General features: G+C 48.9%; 13 protein-coding genes. 9 read left to right on the forward strand and 4 right to left on the reverse strand.

Features of this window, described 5'->3' with window-relative positions:
- Window positions 1-190: 190 nt before the first annotated feature.
- Complete coding sequence (locus tag LZ24_RS14000; protein WP_144686200.1) at window positions 191-2,023, reverse strand: HDOD domain-containing protein; 1,833 nt, start codon at window positions 2,021-2,023, stop codon at window positions 191-193.
- A 168-nt stretch (window positions 2,024-2,191) separates the two neighbouring features.
- Between LZ24_RS14000 and LZ24_RS14005 the strand changes: the two genes are divergently transcribed.
- The 3 genes from LZ24_RS14005 to tpx all read left to right on the forward strand — a co-directional run bounded on the left by LZ24_RS14005 (window position 2,192) and on the right by tpx (window position 5,819).
- Window positions 2,192-4,123, forward strand: coding sequence for a class I adenylate cyclase (locus LZ24_RS14005; protein ID WP_186443163.1), 1,932 nt, complete (start codon window positions 2,192-2,194; stop codon window positions 4,121-4,123).
- Window positions 4,110-5,162 carry a tetratricopeptide repeat protein gene (locus LZ24_RS14010; protein WP_144686204.1) on the forward strand — a complete coding sequence of 351 codons (1,053 nt, stop codon included), beginning with the start codon at window positions 4,110-4,112 and terminating at the stop codon, window positions 5,160-5,162. Before LZ24_RS14005 ends, LZ24_RS14010 begins: the two co-directional genes overlap by 14 nt.
- Before the next feature lie 147 nt (window positions 5,163-5,309).
- Window positions 5,310-5,819, forward strand: a complete 510-nt coding sequence (tpx, locus tag LZ24_RS14015) for a thiol peroxidase (protein ID WP_144686206.1) — start codon at window positions 5,310-5,312, stop codon at window positions 5,817-5,819.
- Between the two features lie 135 nt (window positions 5,820-5,954).
- Here tpx and rnk read toward each other — a convergent pair whose 3' ends face one another.
- The 3 genes from rnk to LZ24_RS14030 form a co-directional block, all read right to left on the reverse strand.
- Window positions 5,955-6,371 (reverse strand): nucleoside diphosphate kinase regulator, encoded by a 417-nt coding sequence (gene rnk, locus LZ24_RS14020; RefSeq protein ID WP_144686208.1) that lies wholly within the window; start codon window positions 6,369-6,371, stop codon window positions 5,955-5,957.
- A 206-nt stretch (window positions 6,372-6,577) separates the two neighbouring features.
- A complete protein-coding gene (locus LZ24_RS14025; protein WP_246118605.1) occupies window positions 6,578-9,535 on the reverse strand; it encodes an insulinase family protein in 2,958 nt (985 codons plus the stop codon).
- Between the two features lie 505 nt (window positions 9,536-10,040).
- Complete coding sequence (locus tag LZ24_RS14030) at window positions 10,041-10,463, reverse strand: hypothetical protein (RefSeq protein ID WP_144686210.1); 423 nt, start codon at window positions 10,461-10,463, stop codon at window positions 10,041-10,043.
- Between the two features lie 942 nt (window positions 10,464-11,405).
- On the opposite strand from LZ24_RS14030, the gene LZ24_RS14035 reads away from it, so the two are divergent.
- From LZ24_RS14035 to LZ24_RS14060, 6 genes are all read left to right on the forward strand, one after another.
- Complete coding sequence (locus tag LZ24_RS14035; protein ID WP_144686212.1) at window positions 11,406-11,945, forward strand: DUF2062 domain-containing protein; 540 nt, start codon at window positions 11,406-11,408, stop codon at window positions 11,943-11,945.
- On the forward strand, window positions 11,920-12,768 hold the full coding sequence (rsmA, locus tag LZ24_RS14040; RefSeq protein WP_144686214.1) for a 16S rRNA (adenine(1518)-N(6)/adenine(1519)-N(6))-dimethyltransferase RsmA: 849 nt from the start codon (window positions 11,920-11,922) through the stop codon (window positions 12,766-12,768). The genes LZ24_RS14035 and rsmA overlap by 26 nt, the downstream gene beginning before the upstream one ends.
- 114 nt (window positions 12,769-12,882) lie before the next feature.
- On the forward strand, window positions 12,883-13,365 hold the full coding sequence (locus LZ24_RS14045; protein WP_186443164.1) for a type II secretion system protein GspG: 483 nt from the start codon (window positions 12,883-12,885) through the stop codon (window positions 13,363-13,365).
- A gap of 114 nt (window positions 13,366-13,479) precedes the next feature.
- A complete protein-coding gene (locus tag LZ24_RS14050) occupies window positions 13,480-14,748 on the forward strand; it encodes a DUF2325 domain-containing protein (protein ID WP_144686218.1) in 1,269 nt (422 codons plus the stop codon).
- Between the two features lie 75 nt (window positions 14,749-14,823).
- On the forward strand, window positions 14,824-15,156 hold the full coding sequence (locus tag LZ24_RS14055) for a hypothetical protein (protein ID WP_144686220.1): 333 nt from the start codon (window positions 14,824-14,826) through the stop codon (window positions 15,154-15,156).
- A gap of 79 nt (window positions 15,157-15,235) precedes the next feature.
- Window positions 15,236-15,679: a flavodoxin gene (locus LZ24_RS14060; RefSeq protein ID WP_144686222.1), complete on the forward strand. Its 444-nt coding sequence runs from the start codon at window positions 15,236-15,238 to the stop codon at window positions 15,677-15,679.
- Window position 15,680: the final 1 nt, after the last annotated feature.

Here is a 15,680-nt window from a genome sequence, read left to right on the forward strand (position 1 = left end):
TATTATACCTTCAAGGGGGCAAAACTAGCAGTTTTTTAAAATTTTTGAAAATTATTTTTAGCCAAAAACAACAAATAAAAACTTTAATCTCAAAGCCATACATCCAATTTTAGCACTTTGTATAACGTTTGTAGGTGTATAATTTATCGGGAATTTAGGAAACATTTATATAAGCAAAAAGAACTTCATATTATTTTCTGCTTTTATCAATGGCCATCAGGGTAAGATTTTTCAACCTGTACATCCACTCCTTCACCTCGCCGGAATAGCGCTGTGCCGACTCCCTGTTCCAGTCCACATAAATCAGCCCCACCACTTTTTTTTGCAGAATCAGGGGATAAAGGGCAAAGGATTTGGCAAAACCGGCTTTCAGATACCAGTCCGGCACCCTGCTGTTCCTGTCTGCCTGATCCGTATCTTCCACCACCATATCAAATCCGGTTCGCAGTGCCTTATTAAAAATATCCAGCCCATCCTGCCGGAGGGGGAATGTAAACACACGGCTGAACTCCGCCATATCATCCCCAAGGACAAAACGGGGTTTCATAAGACCACTTGCCTTGTCCAGAATGCAGATGGCAATCCTTGAGAAAAAAAATCCCTTATAGATTGTCGTAATAATCTGTAAAAGCACATCCCCCAGACGAAACTCCGCAGCCAGCAGTTTTTCAATGGCAAGAATTCTGTCGGCTATCCATGAGGCCTGTATTTCCACCGGCGGCATCTCTTCTTCGGGCATATCCAGCGGAGCATCTGACTCCATTGATGCAAAAAGGCTGCCCACTCCCCTGTCAAACCGGGTATTTGTCAAACGGATCTTCAGCACACGGGCATGCCTTTCCACCTGCTCCATGGCATGGGTCAGCAAAGACTCCGCATATGCCGCATCCATGGCAATGAGGCCGCTGTAACGTTTTACAATTTCCTCTATTTTCAGTCTTCTTTCCCTGAGATCCGTGAAAGAATCCATATTGCACATCTCATAGGTAAAGGATGCCACAATGCGTTTCAGGTCCCGGGTTGTCAGCTTTCCCCTGTCCTCAAATTCCTTAAAAGGATAAAGACCTTCCAGGATGGCTCTGGGAAACCCCCAGCCCATGGCAATTCCCCTGCCAATCTCACTGCAGGAAACCCCGAGCATTTTCTTGGCCACCTGATCCCTGTCCATCCGATGACGCATGGCAAAGATCTCCATTCTTCTGTAAACATCGGGCTTACAGAAAATCAGCACCTGTTCACCGATATCATAGAGCATACAGATAAGATGAAAGGAAAATTTTTCTCCATACCCTGCCTTCTCCGCCATCTGTCTGCCCATGATCCCCCGCATGAGGCTGGTCAGGGACCGCTCCTTCAGCAGATCACTTTTTGCAATATCCTGCATGAACTCAAACAAAAGCAGTGAGGATGCGGTTTCCTGTACAGTATCCGTACCCAGAACCACCATGGCTTCGGAAATACTGGAAATACCCTCCTTACCGAAGCGCCCGTAATATGCGGAATTCACCAGTGACAGTACCTTGGAAGCAACGGACACATCCTTTAGAATCACCTGGGCAATGTCATGGCTGGATGCATACTCTTTTTTTACAACCTCATTAATTTCGCTGATCTGGGCCATGAAGGTATGGAGAAAGCTGCCGGATCGCATTTGTTTATCAAGGCTTTCCAGTATCCCATCCAGCATTCCCTCATCTGCCGTTTCCTGAGCCCTGTCTTCTTCCCCCATAGCCTTCAGCGGGTCAGCCCCTTCCTGCTCCCCCCCTTCGCCAGCTTCATCAAGGACATTCAGTTCAGGGATATCTGGAAGGCCAAGGGTATCCAGCACTATCCCCCCATCCGTTCCTTCCCCTGACGTATTCAGATCATTCAGCTCAGGCATATCCGGAAGATCAAGGGCATCCAGCGCTATCCCACCATCCGTTCCTTCACCTGACACATCCAGGGCATTCAGCTCGGGAATGTCCGGTAAATCCAGTTTGTCAAGCTCAATACCGGAACCTGTTTTACCTTCCTTCCCCATTGCTTTTCTCCCCACGAATGATTTCAGTTTATTTTTTTAAATCTTACAAAAAATCAGCTGTAAAGCAGACAGACACACCCACAGGATATGGACAAACCAAAAATCTTCCTGCAAAATCATTAAACCATGGTCTTTATCATAAAAAAGCAAAAAGACAGGAGATCTGCCATGCAGAATATAAAGCGTATGGTGGAGCAGAATAAAAACAATTTTATTTTTTATAACATATCCCGGTTAAGGGAAATGCTACGCTATATGTCCCCGGCCCAACTCGCCCTTTTCATAGAAATTCCTTTTCTTATACACATAAATGACCCGGAATTTCCAGCCCATATTCCCTCTTTCAAGGGCCATCCCGGATTATGGCACTACGAAAATTCAGGCATGGCAAAGGAGCTGCAAAAAAACAGACCTGAAATAAAAAAACATCTTTGCCTTCCATCACAAAATCCTCTGGTACAGGCACTCTATCACATCGGAAGTCTCGGAACCTTCACCCAGTCAGCCAAATCCGACTTTGACTTCTGGGTAATTATTGATCCCAGCCAAACAGACAGGCATCAGCTCTCTGCCTTTCAGGAAAAACTGCAGCGCATCACCACCTATGGTAAAAAAAAATTTTCCCAGGAAATCAGCTTTTTCATACATACGGCAGAAAAACTGCAAAAAAACATTCTGGATATGACAGATGAGGTCATGGCCAAGCCCCCTCCTTTTCTGATCAAGGAAGAATTTTACAGAACCTTTCTCATGATTACCGGCAAAATTCCGCTGTGGGCCATTCTGCCTCCCGGCCTGACAGATGAGGAAAAAAAAGTTTTTCGCAAATATACGGAGTCCTGTGAAGAATACCTTGATCTGGGCTGCCCCCCCGAACCCCTTCCCCACCGTGTCATTCAGCAGGGACTTCTCTGGCAGATATGCAAAGCGTCGGAAGATCCTTCCAAGGCCCTGATTAAAGCCAGTATCACAGCCAGCTATCAGGGCAGCGGTCAAAAAGCAGCACTTCCTCTGCTCTGCAATGAAATCAGACAGAATTTCAATCATCCCCATATGGATGATTACACCAAAGACCCCTATGTAAAGGCCTTTGACAGGGTTCTCACCTTCCATGGGAAACGGGGAGACAGCGCAAGTCTGGCAGAAGCTAAAGTTGCCATCTTTTTCCGTTTATCCGGTTTTCCTGCCGTTGCCTTGCCGGAAGACGGTTCCCCCAAAAGAAAGATACTGAACCATTATGTAAAAAAATGGCAGCTGACCGCTCCCCGCCTCCAGAAACTTCTGAATTATACGCTCTGGCATGAAGAGGAAAAAAAACTTCTGGACCAGGCCATGATCCGGACCATTGTCCGGCTGTATCTGCACTCCCTGGAAAACGAGGGGGAAAAATCCCATGACAATGGAGATGGCCTCATCCTTGCCAACAAAGCCCGCTGCGTCATGCAACAGGACCAGAAAAACCGCCTGCCCCGCTCATCCCTTTTTTTAAAAAGCCTTTCCTTCCCCTGTCTCGGCATAAAAATGCCGGAAAATCCGGATGCTCTCTGGTGTTTATGTGCCGGCACAAAACTATTGTTCTCTGATACCTGCCTGCTTCGGGTTCTGGGCTGGGCCATGGCCAACGGTATTTACAAACCGGGAAAAAACACCCTGAACATGCCGGGTGGTTTTAAAATCTTCGGTTCTCTGGAAAAGGAAGAAAACTGCACCACAATTTTTCTGGCTCTGCAGCCCTGGATGCCCATCTCCGATGAGGTCTTTCTTAAGGAACCTGTCTGGGAAAGAATCATCGTTGCCTTATACGGATCTCCTGAAAAGTATAAGGCAGGGCTTCTGCTACGCAATTCATGGGGAGAAATTTTCTTTGAAGCCCTTCCCCTTGCCCCGCTTGATACAGAAGAAGACAGGTGCTATCATCTGGCAATGAAAGTTCTGGAATACCATGGAGAAGACAGCCACTATTTTCTTTTTCATATATCCCCTGAGGCCATGCCACAGACCATCGGGCGAATCAGAACCCTCATTGAAGATTCCCGCAGCATGAAAAAACATAAAGCCAAGACTCCCCTTCAAAGGAACGTGCGCCTTGACATCATATGACATGCCCATGCCATCCCGGTCCGCTTCCGATGCCAGTGCCCCTGTTCTCATACTCCATGAAGATCCCGTCATACTTGCGGAATTAACCCGTTCCGTAAATTCTCTGGGGTTTATCAACATCCTGCCCCTTAAGGATTCTGAAGAAGCCATGGAGGAAAGCAGGAGAAAAAAAATATCCTGTTTTATCTGTGCCTATGAAACAGAAAATATTGAGGGCCTGCGCTTTTTAAACCGGATACGGAAAAAACAGGATTTCATCTACACACCTTTTTTCCTTACGGATGATCAGTTTACAAGCCTCAAGGTCATGAAGGCCGGTTATGCCGGTGTCAGTGGTCTCATTGTCCTCCCCTTTTCCACAAAAACCCTTCAGGAAAAGCTGTTTAAAAACATGGGGGTAAAAAAAGATCCCGTCATACAGAAAACAGAAAAACAGGTGGAAAAAGGGACCGCCCTCATCAATGCAGGCAAAAATGAAGAGGGGATCATGGAACTCAAATCCGTGCTGGACCAGAAGGAAGGACCGGAATACCACTACAACATAGGCTACATTCGAAGTATCCAGAAAAAATACCCCGAAGCCATTGATGCCTTTAAAAAGGCCACCCAGATGGACCGGCTTTTTGCAAAGGCCTATGAAGCCATGGCAAGGGCCTATCTTGCCATGGGCAGGGAGGATCTTGCGGATACCTACATGCATCATGCCGCACAGATCTACATGGAGCGGGAACAGGATGGCCATGCTGAGGATATTTTAAAGGAAATGCTGGAACTCGGATATGAGTCCCTCAACGTTTTCAACTCCCTTGGGATCATCTACAGAAAACGGGGGGACCACAAAAAATCCATGGCCCACTATACCAAGGCTTTAAAAATTCACCCCCATGAACCCAATATCTATTACAATATGGGCCGAATCTGTATGGATATGAAGGATATGGAAAAGGCAAGGGTCCTCTTTGAAAGGGCTGTGGCAATAAAAAAAGACTTTAAGGAGGCACGACAGATTTTAAAAGCCATGGACCTTGGCATTCTCTGAACATGGCAGCAGTCATGGCGCTTTTTCCGCAGGCTTTTGCCGATTCATTTAAAAACGCTGCCCAGCCTTGACGAAAGCCTGTCCCGTCCCCATGTTTCACAATAAGATACATGTATCCTTCAACCCAGGACAAAAGGAGCTTACCCCATGGCCACAGTTACCCTTCAAGGTTCCCCATTCCAGACATCAGGCAACCTGCCTGCAACAGGAAGCAAAGCACCGGATTTCACACTCACCTCAGCGGATCTGGGCGAAACAGGTCTTGAAAACTTTTCAGGAAAAAAACGGGTACTGAACATATTCCCAAGCATTGATACGGGGGTATGCGCTGCATCGGTCAGACGTTTCAATGCCGAAGCAGGAAAACGACCCGAAGCCGTTGTCCTCTGCATTTCTGCGGATCTTCCCTTTGCCCACAGCCGTTTCTGCGGCAGTGAGGGCTTAAAAGATGTTCATTCCGCATCCACCTTCCGCAACCCTGAGTTCGGTGAAGCCTATGGCGTCACCCTTACGGAGGGTCCCCTGCGGGGGCTTCTGGCCCGTGCGGTGGTGATCATTGATAAGGACGGCAGGGTGGCCTATACGGAACTTGTGCCGGAAATCGGTCAGGACCCCAACTTTGATGCGGCACTGGAAGCACTGGACGCACTGGCATAAAAGACAGCATGGGTAATAAACCTGCGTCCGTCGTGGTCTGAAAGGGCAGGCAAGGCAGGTATCTTGAATCCGTGCGATGATTCCCAGACACAGGTTCGTTCCCCGGACTCCATCCGGGGGACGAACCATGAAATTTCACAGATGATAATCCCCTGCCGCTTCCGGCTGATACAAAAGAGCCTCCACCTTCAGCCGCTTTTCCCCATCCTGTGTGGGCCAGGTAACCACATCTCCCACACAAAGACCGATCATGGCAATCCCTGCGGGTGCCAGAATGGAAATCCGGTTCTGGGCAATATCCGCCTTGCCGGGAAAAACCAGGGTCCATTCCGCTTCCTTTTCCGTTGCCAGATCCTTTAAAAGAACCTTTGAGTTCATGGTAATGACATCCGCAGGAACCTCCTGGGGCTCCACGATTTCACAACGATCCAGCTCATCCATCAGCCGCTCCAGATGTTCCCCCAGCTTTCCCCGCTTATCCGTGGCTTCCACCAGACGTTCCAGACGTTCCAGATCCTTTTCCGTAATATAAATTTTTCTTTCCTGAGCCATTTCATATCCTCCTTCCACCCAAAAGGGGCGAGCAGAAAAACAAACGGCGATTTTCCAGCAGTCCGAAACCTTCTGAAAAACCACCGCAGAGCGGGCAGACCTGAGATCTGACATGCACCGCTTTCCTTATCTGTAAAACACTGAAAACGATATTATCAGAAACGTCACAAAGGTAAAGCCGCCATCATTTTTCCACCCATTGCCCATCAGATTCTATGGGATACCAGTGGCGGATTCACTTCTTCCTTTGCCAGAATATCCTCACCCGTAATAACCGCCACTCCCTGCAGTATCCTGTCTTTCACAAAGATACGGGAAGCCACCTCGCATACGGCATTTCTGTTCACCTGCAGCAGACGTTCCTTAAACCGCACTCTGGCCCCATCGGAAAGACCTGCCAGATTCCGCATAAAAGCCTTTCTGGCTGCGGCAGAGGGCGTATCCGGCCTGTCAATTTCAGAACACACCTGTAAAATGGCCTCGTTAATGTCCCTCTCATCAAAGTGGCCCGAAGCCAGAAAATCTGCTGCAGATGCAAAAACATCCAGGGTTCTTCTGATATGGGGATCTCTGTAGGAGGCCATGGCAAAAACACCTTCTTCGGCATTGAAAAGGGCAAAACCACCATAGGCCCCGCCTTTTTCCCGGATTTCCCTGTGCAGATACGCCGAGCGCAGCAGCTTGGCAATCACGGCCAGTACAGGCGCATCGGGATGATCCATTCCGGGAGTATCCAGAGCTGAGGCCACAAAATTCACCGCCGTTGCCGTTGTCCAGGCTTCACGGATACCTTCTCCGGACATTTCCGAAGACCGGGACGAGGTGAAAGTGAGAGCGCCCTTGCTTCCCAGATTCCCCTGAAGGGTTTCCAGTCCTTTACGGGCCCCATCCCGGATATCCTTTTCCGATACAAGGGCTGCACGGAGATTGTTCCCTGTAAAAATCTTTTCCGCCATATCCCTGAAATCATTTTGCAGACGGTTCAGGATATCATCCTTACCGGCCTTGATCTGATCCGTGATCTCTTTGATGCGCCTGAGCTGATGTACCCCTCCCCACTCTTCGGAAAGGGCACAGCCGGGGCTTAAGTTTCTTGAGGCAAGGGAAATGGCCAGACGATGACCACTCTGCACCACGGCAGATTCCATGGCTGCCCTGTATTCAAACAAAAGCTTTTTCAAGCGCTCCGTATCAGAAAAATCATAGGATACGGTAAAATCTTCCAGAAGCTCCAGCATGGGCGAGAGGTTTCTCTCCAGTGCCTTGGCCGAAAGGGTGATAAAGGGAGACAGCCTGCCATCATCCATACGGGTACGGGCATGGCCCATGGCTCCGATTCCCCCCGTGCAGGCGTCCACCCTGCGGGCCACAGCCACATAATCCATCTTCTTTGTACCCATACGGGTAAGAACGTGGGAAAACAAAGGCACAAGGGCCTCTTTTTCCGGTTCCAGCCCCGCAAGGCCAAAGGCCAGATTCACATAAACAATGCCGGATGTTGCCGCATCGTAACACATAAGGCTCCCCTGCTGTTCAAGGGGATCTACAATGCGGATTCCCGGATCAATATCTTCACGGTCAAGGGTGGGCAGAACGGAAAGGTCTTCTTCGGCCTCCTGAAGGTTCTTCAGTATTTCCGCCTCCTCAAGAATTCTCTTCTTTTCTTCTTCCTGAAGGGATGCAGCAAGGGCGTCCAGTTCCCTGCGCTCCTTTTCATCCATGAGGCGCTGTTTTTCCGTATCCGGGGCCAGAATATAAAGCACCCTGTGGGGATTTTCCAGAAGGTAGTGACGGATCAGATTTTCAAAATACCCCCTGTCCAGCTCACTGCGGATGGCTTCAAGATCCTCTTCAAACTGAATCACCTTCAGAGGATCGCCCCCATGGAACCAGGTACCTGCCATGCCCATGATCATTTTGAGACCATAGGGATAGGGACTGTTGGAAATCTCCTTTTTCTGAAATTCCAGCTGATGAATGGCCGCTTCCGCAAGCTCCCTTTCAATCCCCTTTTCCGCAAGGGCCTTCAGGGTATCCATGATCAGCGTCTCCAGTGCCGCCGCATCCGCTTCTGCCATTCCCTTCATGCCGCAGCAAAAAGCCGTATCCCTGTTGTCACCGTCAAACCCCGCACCGTCACAGATGGCCGTTCCCAGTCCGGAATCCATGAGGGCTTTACGCAGAGGCGCTCCCGCATTCCCCAGAAGAATCTGCTCCAGAAGAACAAATCCCAGCACAGAACGGGTATCCAGAATATCCGGCGTCAGCCATGCAAGGGCTGCCTGACATTCCCTTTCAAGATGCGGCCCTGCAATGGCAGGATAGGTTTCCCGGATCTTTCTGGGGCTTTCCCATCTGGGTTGGGAAGGCACATCGGTTTTGGGATCCAGACGTGTAAAACGGGAGAGCACTTCTTTTTCAATCACTGCCAGATGATCTTTCAGGGGCATGTTGCCGTAGGTGAAAAACCAGGCGTTGCTGGGATGGTAATGACGGCTGTGAAAGGCCAGCAGGTCTTCATGGGTCAGCTCAGGAATAAAGGCCGGGTCACCACCGGAGTTATGCCCATAGGTCACATTCGGATACAGGGCTTTGAGCAGCCCCCGGCCCATGATCTGGGAAGGTGAGCTCATGGCACCCTTCATTTCATTGTACACAACCCCCATACGCTGCAGAATACCTTCTTCATCAAACTCCAGACGGTGTCCCTCCTGCCGGAAACTTAAGACATCCAGTTTCGGGAAAAAGGCCGCATCCAGATAAACCCCCAAAAGATTGTAAAAATCTTTCCTGTTCTGGGTGGCAAAGGGATACATGGTCCAGTCCGAGGCCGTAAAGGCATTCATGAAGGTATTGAGACTGCGCTTGATCATGGAAAAAAAAGGATCCCGCACCGGATACCGGGCAGAACCGCAGAGGGCCGTATGCTCCAGAATGTGAGCCACACCCGTTTCATCCGCAGGTACGGTTTTAAAACCTACGGCAAAGGTGTTTTCACTGTCATCACAGGCGATATGCACATGCCGTGCACCCGTTGATTCATGCTCCAGAGCATAGTATTCTCCCCGGATCTCCGGAAGAGAGGCTGTTTTTTTTACAATATAACCGCCAATGCGCTGGCCTTCACATAAACCATTTATATCTCTATCTTTTATCATATCCATGAAAAAAGAAAATCCTTTCATCTGTTCAAATCAGAACAGGTCTCATAGAAAAAGCTTCAGACATAAAAAAAAGTCTAGGTTCAAAACAATAAAACAACACCCAAGACACTGCCTGACAGGTATCCTGATTACCAGAATAAAAGGGTGTTGAATCATTACTTAAAAAAATAGTAACTTCTGAGTAACTTGAATTTAGTTCTTTTAATTCAAAAGCTTAAAAAATTACCAATTATCCATCACTGATCGAAATGAGTTTGAATCCTGCACAAGTTACTCTATGACAAGACGCCCTAGCAGGGCGTGAGCTGCTGTTCAGCACAATTTTCCTTTGGTAAATCGAATACCTTTAATCAGGAGTATAGACAACCGGACCTTTTGCTCGTGACGCAATCCGAAACGATTGCAATGTCACTCACAAACAGCCCGATTGTCTTTTGCTGGAACAAAAATTTTGAAATTAAAGCACAATCTTTCAGGGAAAAATATGCTGAATAATTACAAAAAATCATAAGCTCTCCAGGGAATCTTCTCCTATGGTGTCGGTAATTACCCGGTAGGTTCCCCGCTTCTCCCTGTGTATTTTCCCTGTCTTATATAAACGGAAAACAATGTTGCGGAGTTTTTTGTCATCGTATCCCGTTTTTTCACGGATTTCCTTAAACTCTATCAGCCCGCCATGTTCCCTCATGACAGAAAGAACCACATTGCCTGCATTAAGACCGGAACGTTTCCCCTTGCGGCTGCTGCTTTTCCGGGGACTGGCCGTATCCATCCCCACCGTCAGATGAATCTGTTTTAAAAGGTTTTCCAGTTGAATCATCCTGCCCATCAGATCTGTGAGATCTTTTCGTTTCGGGATATCATGCTGATCCAGAACCTGCTCAATAAGATCGCTTAAAACAGGACGTGCGGCTTTCTTTCTGGCCATGGGGCACTCCTTCATACCATGCGGGTTATAATTCATATAAGCAATCAAAAGAAGACATGAAATAAAAATACGTTTTCCTGTAAAAAATTCAAGTAAAGAATTCTTTATACCCAAAAAACATCTACAAAAATCTGCTTCACACCAAAAAAGGAAGAGCCCATAAACCTAAAAAAGCAACCAAAAACCCTGTTTTCAGTCAGCCCATCAAGTAAAAACATCCTCCGCATAAAATTATCACACATTCCGATACACAATCAGAAATCATCCCCAGAAAACCTGCAAAAACCACCACCGATCCCTTAGGCGGTGAACCGGCGGGATACATAAGATTTTTTCAGCAGATTCAGTTGCCCGCCCAGAGATTTCATGTTAACCATATCAGGTTTTTTTAAATGCTGCGGATCCTGCCCTCCCCTTGTTCCACAACCGCTTAATAAAAACAAAGACAGCAGGTAATTATTCAGCAGCTTCGTACTGTTGCAAGGCTCCGTGGCTATTTGCAAGTGACATTGCAATCGTTTCGGATCAGAGTTTCGTCCGGCACTCAAGCCATAAACCAAAAGCCAATCATTTAGAACAATACAACTTTATTGAGCTTGAGTGCCGGAGTGCTAATAAGAAGCGGCAAACTGTCTGAGCCGCCACAAAGGCAGCGTACCAAGGCCTGCTATGGTAATCAAAAAGCTTATCCTGCCTGTGGCGGGGAGTTTTTGCCGCTTCCGCACAGGCCAAGAAGCTCCCGAATCCGGCACTCAAGATCCATAGGCTTTTTTGCTCCCGTAAAGGGCTTGGGTTTTTCAGCTTGAGTGCCGGATTGCGTCACGGGCAAATGCCTGGGGCCTGTGCATCTGTCTTGCAGCTATGGTACTTGGAAAGCTGTGCTGAACAGTTACGACAGCAGCACTAACAAAGCTTCCGTTCAACCCCAATCTGTCAGGCACCATGACGCCGAAACAACGCCTCATTCATATTTATCGACAACTTGAGCAGCTTAGTGGTGAAAAGCCCTATGTTGCACGGGGATTTGCCATCGGTGTTTTTATCTCCATGACCCCCACCATACCCTTAAATACCATCCTGGCCGTTATCCTTGGCTTTCTGCTTCGGGGAAGCATACCCGCAGCCTTTATAGGCACCCTGATATCCAACCCCGTCACCATTCCTTTTCTTTATTACGCCGCATACTGGCTGGGTGTCACAGTAACCAGGGTACAGGGTGTAAGCTTTGATGAAATCCTTACCCTTGCCTACCATTTCAACGGTCCCGGCACCCTGCAGGAAAAAATCCATGAAGCCGGTCATCTTATTCATGGCAAAGTTCCTGTATTATGGGCCTCCCTCCTTGGCGGCGTCATCATGGGTATTCCCGTGGCCATTGGTACCTACTATCTAACACTGCGCCTGTTACGGGCATCTGCATCCGAAAGACTTTTACCCAGTGAGGACAACCCTAAGAATGACAGCACCCCAGACCCTCCTTAAAGCCTGGAACCTGAAACCTAAAAAAGAAATGGGGCAGAATTTTCTCACAGACCCCTCCACCCCGGAAATGATTCTGGACCGGGCGGGTATCCGTGAAGCCTGCGGCCAGACAATCATTGAAATCGGACCCGGCCTTGGCGCCATGACCCTTCCCGCAGCCCGAAGGGCAGCTCATGTCCATGCCATTGAGCTGGACAGGGAAATCATCCCTTTGCTGGAAACAGAAATACGTGTTGCAGACTGCAAGAATGTTACCGTACATTCCGGCAGCATTCTCAAGGTGGACCTGGAACCCATGCTGGCCGAAGGCCGTAACACGCTTGTGATCGGAAATCTTCCCTACAATATTTCATCCCAGATTCTTATCCGCCTGCTTGCCTTCCGCCACCGTATTGCACGCGGTGTGTTCATGCTACAGACAGAAATGGCCGAACGTATTGTGGCAGCTCCGGGCAGCCGGGATTACGGCAGACTTTCCGTGGCCATGCAGTACTGCGGAAGTGTCCGCATCCTTACTTCTGTCAAAGCTCATCTTTTTTACCCGAAGCCAAAGGTCGATTCATCCATCATTGAAGTGACTTTTACTGAAAAACCTGTGCTGCAGGCAAAAAATGAAAAACTTTTTTTCGATGTGGTCAGGGCGGCATTTGGCCTGAGACGCAAAACCTTAAGAAACAGCCTTGCCTCCGGCCTGAAAGAACTGACGCCCCAAAATGCGGAAAAGCTTCTGACTGAAGCGGGAATTGACCCCAGGCGCAGGGCAGAAACCCTTACGGTTGCTGAGTTTGTAAGGTTGACGGACTGCTTTATCGGATACAGATGAAAAACAAACCCGGTAAGCAGCCCTGACAGTATCTAAGAAATAATGAACGCCCCTTCCGGGGCGTTTTTTTGTTTTTGCTGGCATAAAAAAAAACATCCTGCTATTCTTTATTTTATGGAAAAAATCTTAACTTCAAAAATCAGATGGCTACGCTTTCCTGCCTATGCAGCACTGCTTCTGGCCTTTTTTGTGCTGTGGCCCCGCACCGCAGATGATCTACAGGCCATTGCCCTGGATGTTTTGCATGAAATCAACACCCAACAGGATTTACAGGAAATTGCTCTGGCCCTGCAGAAACATCACAGGGAAACGGGCACCTTCCCGGCCCCGGAAGAAATGGACCGGTGGCTGAAGCAGGTGTTTGCCGGTCAGCCCCAATACCATCTGCCCATTGACCGCTGGGGAAACGCCCTGCACTATGAAACCACAGAGGACAGGCTGGGATTTTCCCTGCGCAGCTCCGGCAGGGACGGTATTCCCGGAACCAGCGATGATCTGGGACGAATCTTTTTCTTCCCCAGCCTGGGGGACAAGGCAAAAAATGATGCTGATTTGCCCCATGAGGCCATTTTGCCCCCTGCACAGGCCCTTCCTTAAGTACAATTTTCATCATTCATGCTCCAAAAATAATACAGACGCATTTTTTTAGTTGACACAAACTTTTTTTGATAGGATTATTCCTGAAAAACTTAACCCTTTTCAGGAGCAGCCATGACACCCATGCCCCCGAACAATCCCCTCTCCCTTCTGGCCCCCTTTTCTACGGAACAGACATGGATATGCCAAAAAGCCCGTTTCCTTGCCCTCTGGGAAATCCCCCAGACCATGAAATGCCCTCTGGTGGGCACCTGCCTTTCCGTGGAAGATCATCAGAAACTGCTCAAAAAAGCTGGCATCTGCGTCAGCCGCCTCTGTCCCGCAGGACTCCATGCCGCTGTCATGGAAAACATTGACACGGAAACACGGGTGGCCCGCAGAATTGATACTTTCCTGAAAAAAAAATTTGATGCCCTGTCCAGAGAATGGCTGCATACGCCGGAGCAGGAAGTCCGTAAACTCTGGCGCAAAGGTATTGAAACAGGAGATCTTGAGCTTCCCCTCTATATCATCGCCTCAAGGTCCGACATTTCTCCCTCCCTGCATGCAGAAGCCTTCGGCACCCTGCACATGCTGGGCCATACAGCAAAAAGGGATCTGCTGGCAGCCCGGAGATCCATGGCCAGGCTTGAAAAACTTCTGGCCGAAGAAAGGGAGACAGCCCGGCGGATACAGAAGGAAGAGCGGCAGAAACAGGATCTTCTGCGTGCGGAAATTCAAACCCTGAAAAAAGAGGCCCGTACAAGGCAGGCCTGCACCACGGCTGTAACGGAAAAGGATGAAACGTCCAGAGAGATCATTGAAACCCTTGGCGAACGCCTCCGCCGCGCACAGGAAAAAAATCAGGCCCTGATACAGAGGGTGAGAAAGCTTGAAGAAGAAAGAAAAGCATACCGCTGCGATACGGAGACCGAAAAAATTCCGTCCCGGACAGAGAAAGAGGCCCCCATCAAACGGCAGGCCATTTCATCTGCGGAAAAAAAAGAGATCCCCTCCCTGGAGGATAAACGCATTCTCGTGGTCGGCGGCAGGCCCTGCATGCAGTCCCTCTACCGCCACGCCGTAGAAAAATCAGGAGGTCGCTTTGAGTACCATGACGGCTGCATCCATGGCGGCCGACAAACCCTGGAAGCCCGTGTGCGCCGTTCAGACCTCGTCCTCTGCCCCGTCACCTGCAACAGCCATGGCGCCTGCGGTCTTGTCAAGGATATCTGCAGAAAACACGGTAAATGCCTCCGCATGCTGGACTCATCCAGCCGTTCCGCCATCACCTCCGCTCTGGCAAAGGCTGCAGATCCTGCACCCTCCGATGAAGGCCCCACGGATCTTCCCCTTATTGCGGGCAACCGCTTTGCCCCTTCATCCATGACCTGCAAAGAATAAGCCTGCGCACCGCAAAAAAACCGGGATCAGTCGTCGCTAGAAGATTATTTAGTCGTAATTATTCAGCACCTTTTTTTGCATGATTATGCCCTAATTTCAAAATATTGGTTCCAGCAAAAGGCAATCGGGCTGTTTGTGAGTGACATTGCAATCGTTTCGGATCAGAGCTTTGCAGGCCTGTGCGAAAGAAGCGGCAAACTGTTTGAGCCGCCACAAAGGCAGCGTGCTAAAGCCTGCCATGATAATCAAAAAGCTTATCCTGCCTGTGGCGGGGAGTTTTTGCCGCTTCCGCACAGGGCAAGAAGCTCCCGAATAAGATTGCGTCACGAACAAATGGTCCGGTTGTCTATGCACCTGATTAATTGTGTTGAGCAGCTATTTTTAGTCAAGCCGAAAAAAATTACTTGACACCACAATACGGCCCTGCTACTTTCGCCATGGCTAAAAAACAAAGGCTCGCATAAAACAACCCAAAAAGGACGGTATCATGACCACAGCCCTCATTGTTTACGGTTCCTCCACAGGCAACACGGAAAGCGTTGCCCAGATGATTGAAAAACAACTGGCTGCCAAAGGCTTTACAGTCACCTGCAAGGATGTAACGGCAACGGAAATTGACGAACTTAAAAAATTTGACATGGTGCTGCTGGGATGCTCCACATGGGGGGAAGAGGAGATAGAGCTTCAGGATGATTTTATCCCCTTTTACGAGTCCCTCGGGAATGCAGGTCTTAAAGGAAAAAAAGTGGCCGTATTCGGATGCGGTGACAGTTCCTACATCTACTTCTGCGGTGCCGTTGATGTCATTGAGGACAGAGTAAAGGAAAACGGCGGCCTTCTTATTGCTGAAGGCCTGAAGATTGACGGCGAGCCGGAAGACGCCAGAGAAGACATACTTTCATGGGCAGATGAGGTGGGAGCCGCTGCTTAAC

The organism is Desulfobotulus alkaliphilus (assembly GCF_007830435.1).
GTDB lineage: Bacteria > Desulfobacterota > Desulfobacteria > Desulfobacterales > ASO4-4 > Desulfobotulus > Desulfobotulus alkaliphilus.